Raw genomic sequence first — 17758 nt, forward strand, 5'->3', positions numbered from 1 at the left:
AGGAAAAACGGATGGAAGGCGGGAACCAATCGCGATGTGGATGGTCTATGCGTGTCAGTGGCGGTTAAGCCCGCGCCTGTTTATGCTAACGCGTTGTTTTGCGGACATGATGTCCATCCATCCATGAGGAAGTCTATGAAATTGCGTCTCCTGGCCGCCGCCGTCGCGGCTTTTACCCTGACCGCGGGCGTTGCCGGTGCGCAGGATCTCAATTCCGAGAAGGGCAAGCTGAGCTACGCCTTTGGCTACGATTTTGCCCGCAACCTCGCTGAAAGTGGCGAGCAGATCGATACCGCCGCAGTGGTCAAGGCGGTGCAGGATGGTCTCGCCAAGCGTGATCCGGCGATCACCCCGGAGCAGGCCAAGCCGGCGCTGGAAGCGTTCCAGAAGCGCCAGCAGGCCAAGGCACAGGCCGCCGAGGCCGAGTTCAAGAAGATCGCGGCCGAGAACCAGACCAAGTCCACCCAGTTCATGAACCAGTACAAGGGCCAGTCCGGCGTCAAGCAGCTCGCCGGCGGCATCCTGTACCGCGAACTGGAGACCGGCCGCGGCGGACGCCCGGCGATGGCGAGCACGGTGCAGGTACAGTTCACCGGCCCGTTCCCCCTGAACATGCGTCCGCAGCAGGTGCCGCAGGCGGAAACCGCCAGCATCAAGGTCAGCGAGATCTCGATGCCGGGCATCCGCGAGGTGGTTCAGCAGATGTCGCCGGGTGCGAAGTGGGAAGTGGTGCTGCCGCCGGAGAAGGCCTTCGGCGCCGATCCGCGCACCGGCTTCCCGCCGAATGCAGCGGCGGTGTACGAAATCAAGCTGGTCAGCGTCAAGTAAGACGCTTGCAGCAGACGCCGGCCGCTGGCCGGCGTCTGCGTTTGAAGGCCCGTCGCGCATGAGCATTCCGGCGTCCCCGTCGATGGCACCGGTGTCCAGTCCCTGCACCGGCGTGTGCCAGCTCGATCCCGATGGCCTGTGCCTGGGCTGCCGCCGCAGCGCGGCCGAAATCGGTGCCTGGCGCGGCCTCGCCGAGGATGAGCGCCGGCGCATCATGCGCGAGGTGCTGCCGCTGCGCGGATGGTGCCCGCCCTCCGGCCTGGAGCCGTGAACCCCGAGCTGGCGCGCATCGTGCGTGCGTTGCGCCCGTTGGATCAGGCGCCGGGAGATTTGCCCTGGAACCGCGACATGCTGGCCGACGTGATGCCGCCGCGGCTGCGCGAGGCCGCGGTGCTGGTGGGGCTGGTCGATCGCGCTCAGGGCGCGCAATTGCTGTTCACCCGGCGCACCGACCACCTGCGCCACCATGCCGGTGAAGTCAGCTTTCCCGGCGGTGCATTGGAGCCGCAGGATGTCGATGCCGTGGCCGCGGCGCTGCGTGAAACCGCCGAGGAAGTCGGCGTCGCCGATGCCGAGATCGAGCCGCTGGGCTTCCTCGACCCGATGCTGACCGTGACCGGGTTTCGCGTGCTGCCGGTGGTGGCGCGCATCGACCCGGACTACCGTCCGCGCCCCGATCCACAGGAAGTGGCCGAAGTATTCGAATTGCCGCTGGCGCATGCGCTGGCCCCGGGCAGCCTGTTCCATCGACAGATGCCGTGGCAGGGGCGGGTGCGTGCGTTCGCCGAATTGCGGCCATGCCCGGGGATCGTCCATGCTCGGGTCTGGGGCGCGACCGCAATGATCGTGGAAAACCTGCGCCGTCGACTGGAGCACCTGCCATGAGCGCCAAACCACCCCCGTGGACCACCCTGGTTGATGTCGCATCGCTGCGCGCGGCGTCGGAGCAGGGCAGTGACATCGTGTTGCTCGACTGTCGTGCCGACCTTGCCGATGTCGCTGCCGGCGCACGAATGTTCGAGGCGGGCCACATCCCGGGCGCGCAGCATGCCGATCTCGAGCGCGACCTGTCCGACATGGCGCAACAGGGCCAGGGCCGTCACCCATGGCCGCATGCGCGGGACTTCGCTGCATGCGTTGCGCGCTGGGGCGTCGATGAGGACACCCAGGTGGTGGCCTACGATGCCGGCAACGGCATGTTCGCGGCACGTGCCTGGTGCCTGCTGCGCTGGTTCGGGCATGCCCGTGTCGCCGTGCTCGATGGTGGCCTTGCGGCATGGCAAGCCGCCGGCGGGGCCTGCGCGCAGGGCCCGGCCGTGCCGCGTGCACCGACGCCGCTGCGCGAGGCGGACTTCGCGGCCGGGCGGCTGTTCGATCATGAGGATGTCATCGCCCATCTCGCGCACGGCGGCGTGCTGCTAGATGCGCGCGCCGGCGAGCGTTTTCGTGGCGAAATCGAACCCCTCGATGCGCGCGCCGGGCACGTGCCCGGTGCGGTCAACCGGCCATTTGCCGAGAATCTTGATGCGCAGGGCCGTTTCAAGCCGCGCGAGGTGCTGTTCGACGAGTTCGCCGCCTTGCTTGGCGGGCGCACGCCCTCGGACATGGTGGCAATGTGTGGCTCGGGCGTGAGCGCCTGCCACCACCTGCTGGCGATGGCGCATGCCGGGCTGGAGGGTGCCAAGCTGTACAAGGGCTCGTGGAGTGGCTGGGTCAGCGATCCCGCGCGCCCGGTGGCGACCGGCGCATGAGCGCACCATCCGTGTGATCTGGGTCAATTGCGCGCTGCCATGACTGGCATATGATGGCGCCATGAACAGCAAACTTGCCCCCGTCTTCGCCGCCATGGCCCTCGTGGTCGCGCTTCCTGCCTGCAGCGTGCAAGCACCCACCGCCTGCGCTCCCGAAGTCTCGGATGCATGGATCCGCATGATGCCCGGCGGCATGCCGATGCATGGCGGTTTTGCGCGTATCGAAAACGCATGCCCGACCGTGGCCAGCGTGGTTTCAGCCAGCAGCGCGCGCTACGGTGACATCGAACTGCACGAGACGACCAATGACGATGGCGTCAGCCGCATGCGCCAGATCCATGAGCTGCCGGTGCCGGCGCAGGGCGTGGTCGAACTCAAGCCCGGTGGCCTGCACCTGATGCTGATGCAGCCGGCGGCCGACATCGTCGAAGGCGAGAAAATCACCATCACCCTGAAGCTCGCCGACGGTCGCGAGATTCCGGTCGAGTTCACCACCCGCGCCGCCGCTGGCGAGGCCGGGGACGAACACGCACACGGGCACTGACACGTAGGCAGGCGTGAAGCCTGCCGCTCAGCCCTCGTATTCCTCGAACTCGACCATCGCGTCGAGGTCGTGCACCAGTTCCTCGACCACCTGCCGCACGCGCCGCGCGGTGGCGGTATTGGGCACTTCCACCTCCAGCGAATGCACGTCCGGCCCGCCCAGATCGGACAGCCCGGCGGAGCTCGAATCGGCGTCGTCCATGTGATCCATCAGGTCGGCGACTTCCTCGACGTATTCGATGCCATCCAGGCTCTGCAGCAGGTTCATGATGGTGCGCACGTCATCGGTATTGCCGGTGATGCGCAGGCGGAGCATGGGCATGGCGGGACCTCGTCGGAGTGGGGCAGGCCAGCCTAGCAGCGGCCGGCAACGCAGGTGTGAGCGGAGCGTTCAGCGCGCCGGACGCACGGGCACGCTGATGTTGCACAAGTCGATATGGCCGGCCGGCCGCAGGTACCAGCCGTCGCGGCGATTGCGCCTGGACTCGACGACTTCGGCGAAGCTGGGCGAATCGGTGCGCATCACTTCGATGCGTGGGCGCTCGGCTTCCGGCATGTCGCCGACCACGCGGATGTGGCGGATCGGCACACGACGTTCGGCTTCGGTATGGACGCCGAGGGGCTCCGGGCCACGCGGGATCACCGACAGCTGCTCCATGCCCTCGAGCACGCGTCCGACCAGGGTGATGTTGCGATCGAGCTGGCGCGGCGACTGGCCGCTGACCACGTAGAGTTCGGCACCGATGCTGCTGTCGGCTTCGTTGCCGCGGCCGGCACCGAGCGCGCCATAGCAGTGCGCCAGCCAGGCTTGGCCTTGCGCACTCTCGCGGGCGGCGGCAAAGCCATCCACGAAGCCGGTCTGTGCGGCCCAGCCATCGGCATCGGGCAGCGCGCTGAAGGCAAGACCGGTGGCCGCGCGCTCGAACTCGGCAGGCAGCTTGCTTGCCACGCCGGTCGGGAAGGGCTTGGCCTTGGCCGGGTCATCGCCGTCGGCATCGCCGAACTGGACCACGAAATTGTCCTGCGAGCGGTAGATCGAAGTGCCATCCCAGAAACCGCCACGGGCCAGCGCGCGGATGTTCTCCACATGGCGCGGGGCGAACTGCGGCGCCAGCTCGATCAGCGCTTGGTGCCCGTCGCCGAACTCCATCAGCAGCAGGTTCTCCGGCGCCGGCCGTCGCCAGGCGCTGTCCGGCGCCGCTTCCACGATCTGCCGCGTGCTGCGGTGTTTCGGTGCGGTTTCCTCCGCTGCCTGCGCAAGCGCGGATGACGGGAACAGGGCAGCCAGGGCGAGGACCAGCGGCAAACGGCGCATGCACAACTCCAGCGGGACGGGTCGCGGCAAAGCATAGCGCGCCCGGCATGCCGGCAATGACTAGTGGCACATGCACTATATCGAAATGAATAATAGCATGTGATCCATGGCGACATCACCTCCCATCGACGAAGACCCGTTGCTGCGCAAGTTCCGCAAGGAGCTGTCCGCCGGTACCGTCGCGCTGGCCTTGCTGGCGGTGGTCGAGCGCAGTCGCGAGGCGATGTATGGCTACCAGATCGCCAAGGCGCTGGAGCAGGCCGGCGGCGTGCTGGCCGGCAAGCAGAGTGCGCTGTACCCGGTATTGCGCAACCTGGAGGCGGCGGGGCTGCTGCAGAGCTTCATGGCGCCATCCGAAAGCGGTCCGCCGCGACGCTACTACCGGATGACGCCACAGGGCGCATCCATCCTGCGCCAGTGGCGCGATGCGTGGACGGAAACGCGCGACTCCATCGACACCATCCTCAAAGGGGAATTGCCATGACCCGTGAACTGCCGGCGACGATTGCCGAATACCTGCAGCACCTGCGCCGTGCACTGGAGGGCGCGGATCCGGCAATGATCCAGGACGCGTTGTGTGATGCCGAGGAATACCTGCATGCCGAACTGGCTGCGCATCCGGAGCGCAGCGAGGCCGAGGTCATCGCCGAGGTGGCCGGCACGTATGGCGCACCGGTCGAGGTTGCCGACATCTATCGAAAAACCGAGGCCACGGTGCAATCCGCATTGCAGGCGCAGGCCCCGCTCGTGGCGCAGGCAAGGCAGCGGCAGGAGGCGAGGGACGGAGGTGGCGGGCAGGCGCACGGGCAGGATTCCGTCCGGCGCCAGGTATTCGGCGTGTTCACCGATCCGCGCAGCTACGGGGCACTGTTCTACATGCTGCTGGCGCTGGCCAGCGGGATCTTCTTCTTCACCTGGACGGTGACCGGGTTCTCGCTGGGCATCGGACTGGCGATCCTGATCATCGGCCTGCCGTTCATCGTGCTCTTCGTCGGTGCCAGCCGGGTGCTGGCGCTGGTCGAAGGCCGGCTGATCGAAACCCTGCTGGGTGAGCGCATGCCGCGTCGCAGCCCGTATGTCGACCACGACCAGCCGCTGTTGCGTCGCATCGCCGGAATGTTCGCTGATCCGCGCACCTGGGGCACGTTCTTCTACTTCGTGCTGATGCTGCCGCTGGGCATCGTGTATTTCAGCGTGGCGGTGACCGGTCTGTCCGTGTCGCTGGGCCTGCTGTTCGGGCCGATCCTGCGCCTGTTCGGCGTGCCGGTGATGATCGATCTGGGCGGCAGCCGCGACCTGATCGGGCAGCATCCATTGGCCACGCCGCTGGTGATGCTGGCTGGCTTCCTGGCGCTGACGCTGACCATGCACCTGGCACGCGTGGTGGGAAAGGCACATGGCGCACTGGCCAAGCAGTTGCTGGTTCGCACCCGGGCGCTTGCGCCCGCTGCCTGACGCGGCATGGCGACGGCATGCGTGATGCCGTCGCGCCTGCGTGGAGAGGGCTCAGACCTTGAGTTCGATCTCGCCCGGAGCATCCGCCAGCGTGCCGCTGTAGACCTCCTTGCCGTTCACGGTCACGGTGAACTCTTCGCTGTCGATCAGGAACATGGCAAGACCATCGGCATTGCTGTCGAGTTCCCAGCAGTCGGTGGCTTTCACCTTGGCCCCGGCGACCGGCTTGCCGGCGGCGTCGGTGATCTTGAACAGGATGCGCTTGGCGGACATGGACAACTCCTTTGCAAGGGTGGGGTGGAAGACAACAAGACTTGCAAGCAAGACCCGTGCCGAACCACCGCCATGTCCGCCGGCCCCGATTCAGGTCGAAGACTGACGCGCGGCGTCGCTCCTGTCGTCCGTGGGGCAGGTGCTGCGAATCGCCTCAGCGGCCCTTCGCTGGCGTACGGCGTTTGCGCGGGCGCGGTGACGCCTTGCTGGCCGCCTCTTCGGCGTCGTGCGCCGCGATGAAGTCGCGTATCTGCGGATACACCACGTTGCGCCAGCGGCGTCCGCTGAATATGCCGTAATGCCCGGCGCCGGCCACTTCCACGTGCTGCTTGCGTGCCGCGGGCACGTTGCGGCACATGTCCAGCGCGGCGCGCGTCTGGCCCGGTCCGGAAATGTCGTCCAGTTCGCCTTCGACGGTCAGCAGCGCGGTATCGCGGATGGCGGCCGGATCCACGCGCTCGCCGCGCACGTCCCATTCGCCACGCGGCAGCAGGTAGTCCTGGAACACGGTGCGCACGGTTTCGAGGTAGTACTCGGCCGGCATGTCCAGCACCGCGTTGTATTCGTCGTAGAAGCGGCGGTGCGAGGCGGCGGTTTCCTGATCGCCCTTGACCAGGTCCTTGTAGAAGTCCCAGTGCGACATCGCATGCCGTTCGGGATTCATCGCGACAAAGCCCATGTGCTGCAGGAAGCCCGGGTACACGCGGCGACCGCGTCCGGGGTAGTTGCCGGGCACGACGTGGATCAGGTTCTGCTCGAACCACGACAGCGGGCGACGCATCGCCAGGTTGTTGACCTGGGTCGGCGACTCGCGCGCATCGATCGGCCCGCCCATCATGGTCAGGCTGCGCGGGGTCGGCTCGCCACGAGCCGCCATCAGGCTGACCGCGGCCAGCACCGGCACGGTGGGCTGGCATACGCTGACGATGTGCAGCTTTTCCGCACCGATGTGGCGGATGAACTCCTCGATGTAGGCGACATAGTCGGCCAGGTCGAAGCGGCCTGCTTCCTTCGGCACCATGCGCGCATCGGTCCAGTCGGTGAGGTACACCTTGTGGTCGCGCAGCATGGTGCGCACGGTATCGCGCAACAAGGTGCTGTGATGGCCGGAAAGCGGCGCCACGATCAATACCGTGGGGTCGTCCTTCATCCCGGCCAGGCCATCGGCCTGGTCGTGGTAGCGCTTGAAGCGCAGCAGGCGGCAGAACGGCTTTTCCAGGGCCACGCGCTTGACCACCGGGATGTTGAGGCCTTCGACCTCGATCTCGTGGATGCCGAACTTCGGCTTTTCGTAATCCTTGCCGATGCGGTACAGCAGTTCGTGGCCGGCCGCGATGCGCTGTGCGCCGGGCAGGCTGGAGAGCCAGCTGCCTTTGGCGGTGTACATGCGCGCCACGGCTTCGGACCAATAGGTCAGCGGCGCCATCCAGGCGCGGGCGTTTTCGTGCATCTGGTAAAGCAGCATGAGGATTCCAAGAGTGGATGCTGCGATGCAGCATACCTTGTCCGCCGGGTCGGCGCGTGAAACGCAGTCACGAATCCGAGACGCGGAGCCGGGTAGTTTGGCAGTCCCGCATACGGAACCCTGTCCGATGAACCCGTCTTCCGAACCCGCCACCGTCGAACACGTCGACCTGCAGCGCTATCTCGGCACCTGGTACGAAATCGCGCGCAAGCCGATCCGGCACGAGGATCGCGATGCGCGCGACCTCACCGCGACCTACGAGCTCAAGGACAACGGCAAGATCCGCGTGCTCAACCGCTGCCTCAACGAGGATGGCGAGTACGAGGATGCTGAGGGCGAGGCCACCGCGCTGGATGCCAGCAATGCCAGGCTCAGCGTGAGCTTCATGCCCAAGGGACTGCGCTGGGTGCCGTTCACCCAGGGTGACTACTGGGTGCTCGGGCTTGATCCCGGCTACAACGTCGCCCTGGTCGGCACCCCGGATCGCAAATACCTGTGGCTGCTGGCGCGCGATGCGCAGCTGGACGAGGCCAGCATTCAGCATTGGCTGGGCATCGCGCAGAGCGAGGGCTACGACATTTCCGACGTGATCCGCCCGCAGCAAAGCGGCGCGGTGCCCGGCGCCTGAGTCAGGCCGTATCGGGCTGAATCATGTGTCAGGCCCGGCGCAACACATTTCGCAACGTTTCAAGAGCACGGCTCAAGGAAATCGCGCGCCCAACTTCGTAGCTGTTTCATACCAGGGCATCATCATGGCAACCGGGAAGAAGAGGACCGCCGCCAAGAAGGCGGGTTCGAGCAACAACGGTTGGAAGACCTGCAGCCGTGGTCACAAGTATCGCGGTCCCGGTCCTTGCCCAACGTGCTGGCCCGGGGGCGCGGACAAGAAATAGCATCTGTCTGGCAGCACAGCTCGGCGCGGGTCTGACAGTTCGTTCAAGGCGACGCTGCTTCGCCGCGTGCACGTGCGCTTTGCGCTTCGGTAGTGCACGTGTCGCGCCACTTTCACCGCGCGGCTTGACTCAAGGCGACAGTCGGCAGCGATGCCGGCCGCCGTGCTCCGCCGCTGCCGGCAAACGAAAACCCCGCCTGGGCGGGGTTTCGTTTTGCACTCATATCACTGACGACGGGGCGGTCAGATGGCCATCGGCTCGCTGAAGGCTTCCGGTTCGTCCTCTTCCTTGAACGACTCCACCGGGATGCACGAGCAGAACACGTTCTTGTCGCCGTGCACGTTGTCCACACGGGCCACCGGCGGCCAGTACTTCTGCCGGCGCAGGCTGTCCAGTGGGAACACCGCCAGTTCGCGGCTGTAGCCGTGGTTCCAGTCCGCGGCCATGGCCTGGGTGGCGGTGTGCGGGGCGTTCTTCAGCGGGTTGTCCTCGCGGTCCAGGCGGCCGTCCTCGACCATGCGGATTTCCTCGCGGATCTGCACCATCGCGGCGATGAAGCGGTCCAGCTCGTGCTTGGACTCGGACTCGGTCGGCTCCACCATCAGCGTGCCGGCGACCGGGAAGCTCAGGGTCGGTGCGTGGAAGCCGAAGTCGATCAGGCGCTTGGCCACGTCCTCGGCGCTGATGCCGGTGGCGTCCTTGATCGGGCGCAGGTCGAGGATGCACTCGTGCGCGACCATGTCGCCGCGGCCGGTGTACAGGGTCGGGTAGTGCGGGGCCAGCTTGCGCGCGATGTAGTTGGCGCTGAGCAGGGCCACCTGGGTGGCGCGGGTCAGGCCGCTGGCGCCCATCAGGGTGATGTACATCCAGGTGATCGGCAGGATGCTGGCCGAGCCGTAGGTCGATGCGCTGACCATCGCGCCGCCGCCGACGCCCTCGGTGCTGACGCCGGCACCGTCATTGGCGAAGCCCTTGGGCAGGAACGGCGCGAGATGCGCCTTGGCCGCGCACGGGCCGACGCCCGGGCCGCCGCCGCCATGCGGGATGCAGAAGGTCTTGTGCAGGTTCAGGTGCGAGACGTCCGAACCCCACTGGCCGGGCTTGGCCACGCCGACCAGCGCGTTCATGTTGGCGCCGTCGGTATACACCTGGCCGCCGTGGGCGTGCACGATCTCGCAGATCTCCACCACCGCTTCCTCGAACACGCCGTGCGTGGAGGGGTAGGTGATCATGATCGCCGCCAGCTTGTCGCTGTGCTTTTCGGCCTTGGCGCGCAGGTCCTCGACATCGACGTTGCCGTTGCGGTCGCAGGCCACCACGACGACCTTCATGCCGCACAGCTGGGCCGAGGCCGGGTTGGTGCCATGCGCCGATTCGGGGATCAGACACACGTCGCGATGCCCTTCGCCGCGCGAGGCATGGTACGCACGGATCGCCAGCAGGCCGGCGTATTCGCCCTGCGCGCCGGAGTTCGGCTGCAGGCTGACTGCGTCATAGCCGGTGCATTCGACCAGCATCGCTTCCAGCCCGGCGATCAGTTCGCGGTAGCCCTCGGCCTGATCGGCCGGCACCAGCGGATGGATGTTGGAGAACTCCGGCCAGGTCACCGGGATCATCTCGGCGGTGGCGTTGAGCTTCATGGTGCAGCTGCCCAGCGGGATCATGGTGCGATCCATGGCCAGGTCCTTGTCCGCCAGCGAGCGCATATAGCGCAGCATCTCGTGCTCGCTGTGATGGCTGTTGAACACCGGGTGGGTGAGGAAGTCCGAGGTGCGGCGCAGCTCCGCCGGAATCAGCTCGGCCGCGCTGCCATCCAGCGCTTCGACCGACGGCAGGGTGGCGTCATCGCCGCCGAAGATGCGCCACAGCAGTTCGACGTCGGCGCGGGTGCTGGTTTCGTCCAGCGAAATGCAGATGTACTCGTCCCAAGCGCGGCGCAGGTTGACGCCGTGGGCCACGGCGCGGGCCATCAGCGCCTCGGCCTTGTCGGCACCGACCTTCAGGCTGAGCGTGTCGAAGGTGCCGCGATCGGTGTGGTGGTGGCGCTCGAAGCCCAGTTCGGCCAGGCCAGCGGCGAGGATCGCGGTCAACCGGTGCACGCGCCCGGCAATCCGCTTCAGCCCTTCGGGGCCGTGGTAGACCGCGTACATCGAGGCCATGATCGCCAGCAGCGCCTGCGCCGTGCAGATGTTGGAAGTGGCCTTCTCGCGGCGGATGTGCTGCTCGCGGGTCTGCAGGGTCAGGCGGTAGGCCTTGTTGCCCTCGGCATCCAGCGACACCCCGATCAGGCGGCCGGGCATGTTGCGCTTGAAGGCGTCGCGGCAGGCCATGAAGCCGGCATGCGGGCCGCCGAAGCCGAACGGCACGCCGAAGCGCTGCGAGTTGCCGATGACGATGTCCGCGCCCATCTCGCCCGGCGACTTCAGCAGGGTCAGCGCCAGCAGGTCGGTCGCGAACACCGCCAGCGCGCCGTGGCCGTGGATCGCCTCGACCGAAGCGCTCCAGTCGAACAGCCAGCCGCTGGAGGCCGGGTAGGACATCAGCGCGCCGAAGAAATCGCCCTCGGCAATCGCCGCGTCCCACTCCTCGGCGGAATTGGCCAGCGCAATGCTCAGGCCCAACGGCTCGGCACGCGTGCGCAGCACTTCGATGGTCTGCGGATGGGTGTCGCCGGACACCAGGAAGGTGTTGGACTTCGACTTCGACGAGCGCTTGGCCAGGGTCATCGCCTCGGCCGCGGCGGTGGCCTCGTCCAGCAGCGAGGCATTGGCGATTTCCATCCCGGTCAGTTCGGCGCACATGGTCTGGAAGTTGATCAGCGCTTCCATGCGGCCCTGCGAGATTTCCGCTTGGTACGGGGTGTAGGCGGTATACCAGGCCGGGTTTTCCAGGATGTTGCGCAGAATCACGTTCGGCGTGTGGGTGCCGTAATAACCCTGGCCGATGAAGCTGCGCAGCACCTTGTTCTTGCCGGCGATGGCGCGGATGCGGGCCAGCGCCTCAACCTCGTTGATCGGCTCGGGCAGTGCCAGCGAGATGCCGTTGCGGATCTTGCCGGGGACGATCGCCTCGGTCATCGATTGCAGCGAGTCGTGGCCGATCTCGGCCAGCATCGCCGCGATCTCGGCGTCATTGGGGCCAATGTGGCGTTCGATGAAGGCGTCGTGGTGTTCGAGCGAGGCGAGGCGGGCGGGTTGGGTCATGGCGGGGCATCCGGAGGGGTGGGGCGGTGCCGCGCGCGGAGCGCGGCAGCGGAAACTCCCGCCCCGACGCCAGAGGCGAGGGAACGGGCTGCCGACATGCATCAAGTGCATGCCGCGATCACCCTTCTGTCCTTTTGCCTGAGAGTTTCGCCGTCGTGATGCGCGGCTTGCCCCTTCGGCGCCGACTGCGCCTTGCGGCCGCCGGTCTCTCCAGAATGTCGCTGCCTGCGATGGTGCGGGGCCTGAGCGATTGCGGGCGGTTGCGCCTTCGGCAGCCGGCTGGCCGGCTTCTCCCATCGCAGCGCGGATTATAGCGGCGCCCGCCACGTGCTGCCGCCTTCAGCACGGCATGACCCGCGCTCCGTATCATCGTGCGCCAGTTCATCGAGGAAGCCGCCGTGTCCCAAGCCAGTGCCGATCCCGGCCGCCGCGCCATGCCGCCGTGGCGCGTCGCTTCGTCTGGCACGCATCCATGCGCGGCGCCGGGTGCGGAGGGTTGCGCATGAGCGCATCGACCTCGGCACGCCGCCTGGCGCCGGTGCTCGGCACGCTGGCGATGATCGGGCCGTTCACCATCGACACCATGTTCCCGGCGTTCCCGCAGATCGCGGCGGAGTTGAACGCCGACAAGCTGGCCATGCAGCAGACCATCAGCGTGTACCTGCTGGCCTATGCGGTGATGAGCATGGCGCACGGCCCGCTGTCGGATGCGTTGGGGCGGCGTCGGGTGATCATCGCCGGGCTCGCGGTGTTCGCGCTGGCCTCGGTCGGCTGCGCGCTGTCGACCTCGATGCCGATGCTGCTCGGCTTCCGCATCCTGCAGGGCCTGTCCGCAGGCGTGGGGTTGATCGTCGGTCGCGCGGTGATCCGCGACGTGTTCGACGGCGACGATGCGCAGCGGCTGATGAGCCAGGTATCGATGATTTTCGGCATCGCCCCGGCGGTGGCGCCGCTGGTGGGCGCCTGGTTGCTGCGCTGGGCGGCATGGCCGGCGATCTTCTGGTTTCTCGCGCTGTACGCGCTGGCGATGATCGCGGCGGTGATGTGGCGGTTGCCGGAAACCCACCCGCCAGCAGCGCGCAGCCCGTTGCAGCCGGCGCCGATGTTGCGCGGCTATGCCGCGATGCTGCGGCACACGCGTTTCATGCGTCTGGCGCTGGCCGGCAGCGTCAATTTCGCCGCATTGTTCCTCTACATCGCTTCGGCGCCGGCGTTGGTGCTCGATCATCTGCGGCTGGGCGAGGGCGGCTTCGGCTGGTTCTTCATCCCGATGATCGCCGGCATGATGCTCGGCGCGTTCACTTCCGGGCGCCTGGCCGGACGTCTGGACGGGGTGGCGCAGGTTCGGCTTGGATTTGCCTGCTGCATCGTGGCCGCGGTGATCAATGTCGCATACCACGGCCTGGTGGACCCGCCGGGGGTGCTGGCCACAGTGCTGCCGGTGGCGCTCAACTCGTTCGGCATCGCGCTGGTGTTCCCGATCCTGACCCTGGCCATCCTCGACATGTACCCGCATGCGCGCGGTGCGGCCTCGTCGATGCAGGCCTTCATCAGCCTGCTGATCAATGCCGGGATGGCGGGGCTGGTCTCGCCCTGGCTCAGTCATGACCTGTCCGCCCTGTCCGCGGCCGCCGGCGGCCTCAGCGTGCTGGCCTGGTTGCTGTGGCGCTGGGAACACAACCGCACCCGGCGCGCACCGGCCGATGCCGTCGAGGCAGTGAGCCTGGAACCGATGGACAAGCTGTAACGCGCGCGCCGTCGTCGAACGCGTGCGTGGCCTCCGCGCTCAGGCGCCGTTTGCCTGCAGCACCCCATGCAGCGCCGCGGCCACGGTCTGCCGGCGCACGGCATCGCGGTCGCCGTCGAAGCGGAACAACTCGGCGCGGGTATAGCCGCCGCGCCGCTTCCAGCCGATCCACACCGTGCCCACCGGTTTGTCCTCACTGCCGCCGCCGGGCCCGGCGATGCCGGTCACCGCCACGGCGATGGTGCCACCGGACTTGACCAGCGCGCCGGAGACCATCTCCATCACGCACTCCCGGCTCACTGCGCCATGCACTTCCAGGGTCTGCGGGCGCACGCCGAGCAGGGCCTGCTTGGCCTCGTAGCTGTAGGCGACCATGCCGCAGTCGAACCACTGCGAGGAGCCGGCGATCCCGGTCACGGTCTTGGCGATCCAGCCGCCGGTGCACGACTCGGCGGTAACCAGCATCTCGCGCTCGGCGCACAGCAGCGCGCCCACCTCATGGGCCAGCGCTTCAAGTTCGGTATCGGTGGGGCAGGGCATCGGGCAAACTAGGGGGTTCCTGCCGCCATTCTCGCCCGGATGTCCCAGCTCGACCAGCACACCCCGCTGATGCGCCAGTTCCTCACCGTCAAGGCCGAGCATCCGGACGTGCTGCTGTTCTTCCGCATGGGCGATTTCTACGAGCTGTTCTACGACGACGCGCGCAAGGCGGCGCGCCTGCTCGATCTGACCCTGACCCAGCGCGGGATGAGTGCCGGACAGCCGATCCCGATGGCCGGAGTGCCGCACCATGCCAGCGAGGGTTATCTGGCACGCCTGATCGCGCTGGGCGAATCGGTGGCGATCTGCGAACAGATCGGCGATCCGGCCAGCAGCAAGGGCTTGGTCGAACGCAAGGTGGTACGCATCGTGACGCCGGGCACGGTCACCGACGAAGCCCTGTTGCAGGATCGCCGCGACACCCTGTTGATGGCGCTTGCACGCAGCCGCCAGGGCTACGGACTGGCGTGGGCGGATCTTGCCGGCGGGCGCTTCCATGTTGCCCAGGTGGCGGGCGAGGACGCGCTGGAGGCCGAGCTGGCGCGCCTGGAGCCGGCCGAACTGCTGCTGGCTGACGAGGAAGGCTGGCCCGGTTTCGTCGAACAGCGCTCCGGTCTGCGCCGCCGTGCGCCGTGGCTGTTCGATGGCGATGCGGCGCGGCGCAAATTGCTGGCGTTCTTCAAGCTGCATGACCTGTCCGCGTTCGGCATCGAGGACCTGCCGCTGGCCATCGCCGCCGCCGGCGCGCTGCTCGGCTACGTGGAGGAAACGCAGAAATCGCAATTGCCGCATCTGACCGCGATCACGCTGGAAACCGGCGATGACGCGATCGCGATGAATGCCGCCACGCGCCGTCACCTGGAACTGGATACGCGCGTTGATGGCGATACCCGCAACACCCTGCTCGGCGTGCTCGATTCCACCATCACGCCGATGGGCGGTCGCTTGCTGCGGCGCTGGCTGCATCGCCCGTTGCGCACGCGCGAGGTGGTCGAGGCGCGACTGGATGCGGTGGCGACCCTGCTCGCCGGGCAAGCGCATGTCGAGCTGCGCGAACTGTTCCGCGGCTTCGGCGACATCGAACGCATCCTCACCCGCATCGCCCTGCGCAGTGCGCGCCCGCGCGACCTGTCCACGCTGCGCGATGCACTGCGACGCCTGCCCGAATTGCGCGGCGTGCTGCAGGCCGAAGCGGTGCGCCGCGCGCAATCGCCGCGCCTGCTGCAACTGGCTGAAGCACTCGGTGAGCACGATGAAACCGCGCATTACCTGCAACGCGCGATCATCGAGCAACCGCCGCTGCTGGCACGCGATGGCGGGGTGATCGCGGCCGGTTTCGATGCCGAGCTCGACGAGCTGCGCCGGCTGTCCACGCATGCCGACGAGTTCCTGGTCGAGCTCGAGGCGCGCGAGCGCGAAGCCATCGGCGTGCCCACGCTCAAGGTCGGCTACAACCGCGTGCACGGCTATTACCTGGAGATGGGCAAGGTGCATGCGGACAAGGCGCCGCTGCACTACACCCGGCGCCAGACGCTGGCCAATGCCGAGCGCTACATCACCGAGGAGCTCAAGGAGTTCGAGGACAAGGTGCTGTCCGCGCGCGAACGCGCACTGGCGCGCGAGAAGGCGCTGTACGAGGACGTGCTCGACGTGCTGAACGAGGCACTCGCGCCGTTGCGCGCCTGTGCCGCGGCGCTGGCCGAGCTCGACGTGCTGGCCGGCTTCGCCGAGCGCGCCGACGCGCTGGACTGGTCGCGTCCGCGGCTGGTCGCGGAGCCTTGCCTGCAGATCGAGGCCGGCCGCCATCCGGTGGTCGAGGCGGTACGCGATGAGCCGTTCACGCCCAATGACCTGCAACTCGACGAATCCACCCGCATGCTGGTCATCACCGGCCCGAACATGGGCGGCAAGTCGACCTACATGCGGCAGAACGCGCTGATCGTGCTGCTTGCCCACATCGGCAGCTTCGTGCCGGCCACGCACGCACGGATCGGGCCGATCGACCGCATCCTGACCCGCATCGGCGCCGGCGACGATCTCGCCCGCGGGCAGTCCACCTTCATGGTCGAGATGAGCGAAACCAGCTACATCCTGCACCATGCCAGTGCGCAGTCGCTGGTGTTGATGGACGAGATCGGTCGCGGCACCTCGACCTATGACGGCCTCGCGCTGGCCGATGCCTGCGCGCGCCATCTGGCGCATGAAAACCGCAGCTACACCCTGTTTGCCACCCATTACTTCGAGCTGACCGCGTTGGCCGAGCCGGGCAGCGGCATCCGCAACGTGCATCTGGATGCGGTCGAGCACGATGACGCGCTGGTGTTCATGCATGCGGTGAAGGAAGGCCCGGCGAACCGCAGCTTCGGCCTGCAGGTCGCTTCGCTGGCCGGCCTGCCGCGCAGCGTGGTGCGTGCGGCGCAGGCGCGGCTGGCCGAGCTGGAGCAGGGCGGGCAGGCCAGATCGAGCGCGCCACTTACTGCAGAAGCGCTGGACGCACCGCAGCAGATCGGACTGTTTTCACCAGCCAGTGCGGCGCTGGAGGCGCTGGCCGGGATCGACCCGGACGAACTCACGCCGCGGCAGGCGCTGGAAGCGCTGTATCGGCTCAAATCGCTGGTTTGAGCCGGTGCGAGGCATGCACGCCGCGTCGCTTCGGTGCAGTGGTGCGAAAGGGGGGACTCGAACCCCCACGCCTTGCGGCACTGGAACCTAAATCCAGGGCGTCTACCAATTCCGCCACTTTCGCGCAGGCGCCATGATGCCAGAGCCGCTGCCGTACATGAGCCTGCGGCAGGCCGCCGGTTTGACAGCAGCAGGGCCGGGGTCCGACAATGCACGGCCTTCGTGGCGTCCACGGACGCAGCGGCGGAACCGGCGACTTCGGCGGGGTATAGCGCAGTCTGGTAGCGCGCCTGCTTTGGGAGCAGGATGTCGGGGGTTCGAATCCCTCTACCCCGACCACCGCGGCGCCATGAATCCGACACGGGCGCCCGTAGCTCAATCGGATAGAGCACCGGCCTTCTAAGCCGGTGGTTGCAGGTTCGATTCCTGCCGGGCGCGCCATTACGCTCGCGCGGCAGGGCGCAACACGCAAGGTTTCAGTGGTGGCTGTAGCTCAGTTGGTTAGAGTACTGGATTGTGATTCCAGTGGTCGGGGGTTCGAATCCCCTCAGCCACCCCACTTTTTCGGCGGATTGCATCGTGGCTATTGCCAAGCGGCCAGTGGCCTCGATACAATTTCCCGCTTCGGGCCGTTAGCTCAGTTGGTAGAGCAGCTGACTCTTAATCAGTAGGTCCAAGGTTCGAATCCTTGACGGCCCACCATCATTCGGAAGCCCGGCTTTGGCCGGGCTTTTCGTTTCCCGGGCATGCCGCGTGCCACGGATTCGAACCTGCGGTTCGCCCGCTGCGCGGGTCCGGCCATGCGCGGGGCGCATGGCGTTCGGCCGGCCATGAACCTGCGGTTCATCGGCGTCCGGCCTCACCCTTGACGGCCCACCATCATTCGGAAGCCCGGCTTTGGCCGGGCTTTTCGTTTCCCGGGCATGCCGCGTGCCACGGATTCGAACCTGCGGTTCGCCCGCTGCGCGGGTCCGGCCATGCGCGGGGCGCATGGCGTTCGGCCGGCCATGAACCTGCGGTTCATCGGCGTCCGGCCTCACCCTTGACGGCCCACCATTTTTGACGAACCCGGCTCAGGCCGGGTTTTTCGGTTTCCGGGGGATGCCGTTTGCCACGGATTCGA

The 17758-nt window shown here is 67.3% G+C and carries 14 protein-coding genes, 5 tRNA genes, 1 pseudogene and 1 riboswitch; of the genes and pseudogenes, 13 read left to right on the forward strand and 7 right to left on the reverse strand.

Translation table 11 applies throughout. The features are described from left to right. The first annotated feature begins 135 nt into the window (after nt 1-135). The 4 genes and pseudogenes from ACW11F_RS01900 (at nt 136) to ACW11F_RS01915 (ending at nt 3123) form a co-directional block, all read left to right on the forward strand. Nucleotides 136-828 carry an FKBP-type peptidyl-prolyl cis-trans isomerase N-terminal domain-containing protein gene (locus tag ACW11F_RS01900; RefSeq protein ID WP_456995232.1) on the forward strand — a complete coding sequence of 231 codons (693 nt, stop codon included), beginning with the start codon at nt 136-138 and terminating at the stop codon, nt 826-828. A 58-nt stretch (nt 829-886) separates the two neighbouring features. After that, nucleotides 887-1713: pseudogene (locus ACW11F_RS01905) on the forward strand (NUDIX hydrolase). Further along, nucleotides 1710-2579, forward strand: coding sequence for a sulfurtransferase (locus ACW11F_RS01910; RefSeq protein WP_456995233.1), 870 nt, complete (start codon nt 1710-1712; stop codon nt 2577-2579). The pseudogene ACW11F_RS01905 and the gene ACW11F_RS01910 overlap by 4 nt, the downstream one beginning before the upstream one ends. 61 nt (nt 2580-2640) lie before the next feature. Beyond that, entirely contained in the window at nt 2641-3123 is a 483-nt protein-coding gene (locus ACW11F_RS01915) for a copper chaperone PCu(A)C (protein WP_456995234.1), read from the forward strand. Between the two features lie 27 nt (nt 3124-3150). On the opposite strand, the gene ACW11F_RS01920 is transcribed toward ACW11F_RS01915, so the two are convergent. Then, nucleotides 3151-3444 carry a hypothetical protein gene (locus ACW11F_RS01920; protein ID WP_456995235.1) on the reverse strand — a complete coding sequence of 98 codons (294 nt, stop codon included), beginning with the start codon at nt 3442-3444 and terminating at the stop codon, nt 3151-3153. A gap of 69 nt (nt 3445-3513) precedes the next feature. Then, nucleotides 3514-4437 (reverse strand): peptidylprolyl isomerase, encoded by a 924-nt coding sequence (locus ACW11F_RS01925; RefSeq protein ID WP_456995236.1) that lies wholly within the window; start codon nt 4435-4437, stop codon nt 3514-3516. 106 nt (nt 4438-4543) lie between these two features. Here ACW11F_RS01925 and ACW11F_RS01930 point away from each other — a divergent pair, with 106 nt between their 5' ends. Then, nucleotides 4544-4921, forward strand: coding sequence for a PadR family transcriptional regulator (locus ACW11F_RS01930; protein WP_456995237.1), 378 nt, complete (start codon nt 4544-4546; stop codon nt 4919-4921). Continuing rightward, entirely contained in the window at nt 4918-5892 is a 975-nt protein-coding gene (locus ACW11F_RS01935) for a sensor domain-containing protein (protein ID WP_456995238.1), read from the forward strand. The genes ACW11F_RS01930 and ACW11F_RS01935 overlap by 4 nt, the downstream gene beginning before the upstream one ends. 51 nt (nt 5893-5943) lie before the next feature. On the opposite strand, the gene ACW11F_RS01940 is transcribed toward ACW11F_RS01935, so the two are convergent. Then, nucleotides 5944-6165: a hypothetical protein gene (locus tag ACW11F_RS01940; protein WP_456995239.1), complete on the reverse strand. Its 222-nt coding sequence runs from the start codon at nt 6163-6165 to the stop codon at nt 5944-5946. Nucleotides 6166-6319: 154 nt separating this feature from the next. Then, nucleotides 6320-7627, reverse strand: coding sequence for a polyhydroxyalkanoate depolymerase (locus ACW11F_RS01945; RefSeq protein ID WP_456995865.1), 1308 nt, complete (start codon nt 7625-7627; stop codon nt 6320-6322). Nucleotides 7628-7757: 130 nt separating this feature from the next. Here ACW11F_RS01945 and ACW11F_RS01950 point away from each other — a divergent pair, with 130 nt between their 5' ends. Continuing rightward, on the forward strand, nt 7758-8258 hold the full coding sequence (locus tag ACW11F_RS01950) for a lipocalin family protein (protein WP_456995240.1): 501 nt from the start codon (nt 7758-7760) through the stop codon (nt 8256-8258). 507 nt (nt 8259-8765) lie between these two features. On the opposite strand, the gene gcvP is transcribed toward ACW11F_RS01950, so the two are convergent. Continuing rightward, complete coding sequence (gene gcvP, locus ACW11F_RS01955; protein WP_456995241.1) at nt 8766-11726, reverse strand: aminomethyl-transferring glycine dehydrogenase; 2961 nt, start codon at nt 11724-11726, stop codon at nt 8766-8768. Nucleotides 11727-11842: 116 nt separating this feature from the next. After that, nucleotides 11843-11950, reverse strand: a riboswitch (glycine riboswitch). Nucleotides 11951-12228: 278 nt separating this feature from the next. On the opposite strand from gcvP, the gene ACW11F_RS01960 reads away from it, so the two are divergent. Beyond that, nucleotides 12229-13473 (forward strand): multidrug effflux MFS transporter, encoded by a 1245-nt coding sequence (locus ACW11F_RS01960; RefSeq protein WP_456995242.1) that lies wholly within the window; start codon nt 12229-12231, stop codon nt 13471-13473. A 39-nt stretch (nt 13474-13512) separates the two neighbouring features. Here ACW11F_RS01960 and ACW11F_RS01965 read toward each other — a convergent pair whose 3' ends face one another. Beyond that, the gene (locus ACW11F_RS01965) at nt 13513-14013 is read right to left on the reverse strand and encodes a CinA family protein (protein WP_456995243.1); all 501 of its coding nucleotides are present in this window, start codon (nt 14011-14013) and stop codon (nt 13513-13515) included. Between the two features lie 39 nt (nt 14014-14052). Here ACW11F_RS01965 and mutS point away from each other — a divergent pair, with 39 nt between their 5' ends. Next, on the forward strand, nt 14053-16635 hold the full coding sequence (gene mutS / locus ACW11F_RS01970) for a DNA mismatch repair protein MutS (protein WP_456995244.1): 2583 nt from the start codon (nt 14053-14055) through the stop codon (nt 16633-16635). 39 nt (nt 16636-16674) lie between these two features. Here mutS and ACW11F_RS01975 read toward each other — a convergent pair. Further along, nucleotides 16675-16759, reverse strand: a tRNA-Leu gene (locus tag ACW11F_RS01975). Nucleotides 16760-16897: 138 nt separating this feature from the next. On the opposite strand from ACW11F_RS01975, the gene ACW11F_RS01980 reads away from it, so the two are divergent. From ACW11F_RS01980 to ACW11F_RS01995, 4 genes are all read left to right on the forward strand, one after another. Next, a tRNA-Pro gene (locus ACW11F_RS01980) sits at nt 16898-16974 on the forward strand. A 25-nt stretch (nt 16975-16999) separates the two neighbouring features. After that, nucleotides 17000-17076: transfer RNA gene (locus ACW11F_RS01985), tRNA-Arg, on the forward strand. 41 nt (nt 17077-17117) lie between these two features. After that, nucleotides 17118-17194, forward strand: a tRNA-His gene (locus ACW11F_RS01990). Between the two features lie 67 nt (nt 17195-17261). After that, nucleotides 17262-17337: transfer RNA gene (locus ACW11F_RS01995), tRNA-Lys, on the forward strand. The last annotated feature ends 421 nt before the right edge of the window (nt 17338-17758 follow it).

It is taken from the genome of Luteimonas sp. e5, assembly GCF_054031035.1.